The organism is Aeromonas sp. PS2Canimalfood6, assembly GCF_048276795.1.
Classification (GTDB): Bacteria; Pseudomonadota; Gammaproteobacteria; order Enterobacterales; family Aeromonadaceae; genus Aeromonas; species Aeromonas caviae.
Genome location: NZ_JBLUXC010000162.1, coordinates 1 through 547, shown reverse-complemented (window position 1 = coordinate 547; position 547 = coordinate 1). Strand labels below are relative to the sequence as shown.

General features: G+C 41.9%; 1 protein-coding gene. It reads right to left on the bottom strand.

The annotated features are described in order from the left end of the window. Positions 1-89 precede the first annotated feature (89 nt). On the bottom strand, positions 90-359 hold the full coding sequence (locus ACNPAA_RS21060; RefSeq protein ID WP_201873258.1) for an AAA family ATPase: 270 nt from the start codon (positions 357-359) through the stop codon (positions 90-92). Positions 360-547 lie beyond the last annotated feature (188 nt).

Genomic DNA, 547 nt, shown 5'->3' with positions numbered 1-547 from the left:
GGTGCTTACTGCTGAATTCACTGTCGGCGAAGGTAAGTTGATGACTCATGATGAACCCTGCTCCATGGCTCCAGATGACAAACATGATCTCATATCAGGGACTTGTTCGCACCTTCCCTAGGAAAAAAATCACCTAGTTTGTTGTCTTCGCCTGGAAAGTCCTTCTCTGGCATATAAACACCTGCGAGGGCATGTAAGATGGATGATTTTCCACTTCCATTTGGCCCTAAGATCGCGGTCAATGCATGAGGGGTAAATGTCAATTCATTTAAATCGTTTAGGCATTTTAATTTTTTAATGTTTATGGAGTTTATAGTTTGCCCTGTAATGGTTTTTACCGTGTTAGGTTGTCTTGCCACAGTTTCAGTCCTATCTATTAGTTTTAAAAAATTAAAATGCTATTTGTATGTGAGAGAGTTTACTCTTGGGAAGGTGCGAACAAGTCCCTGATATGAGATCATGTTTGTCATCTGGAGCCATGGAGCAGGGTTCATCATGAGTCATCAACTTACCTTCGCCGACAGTGAATTCAGCAGTAAGCACCGTC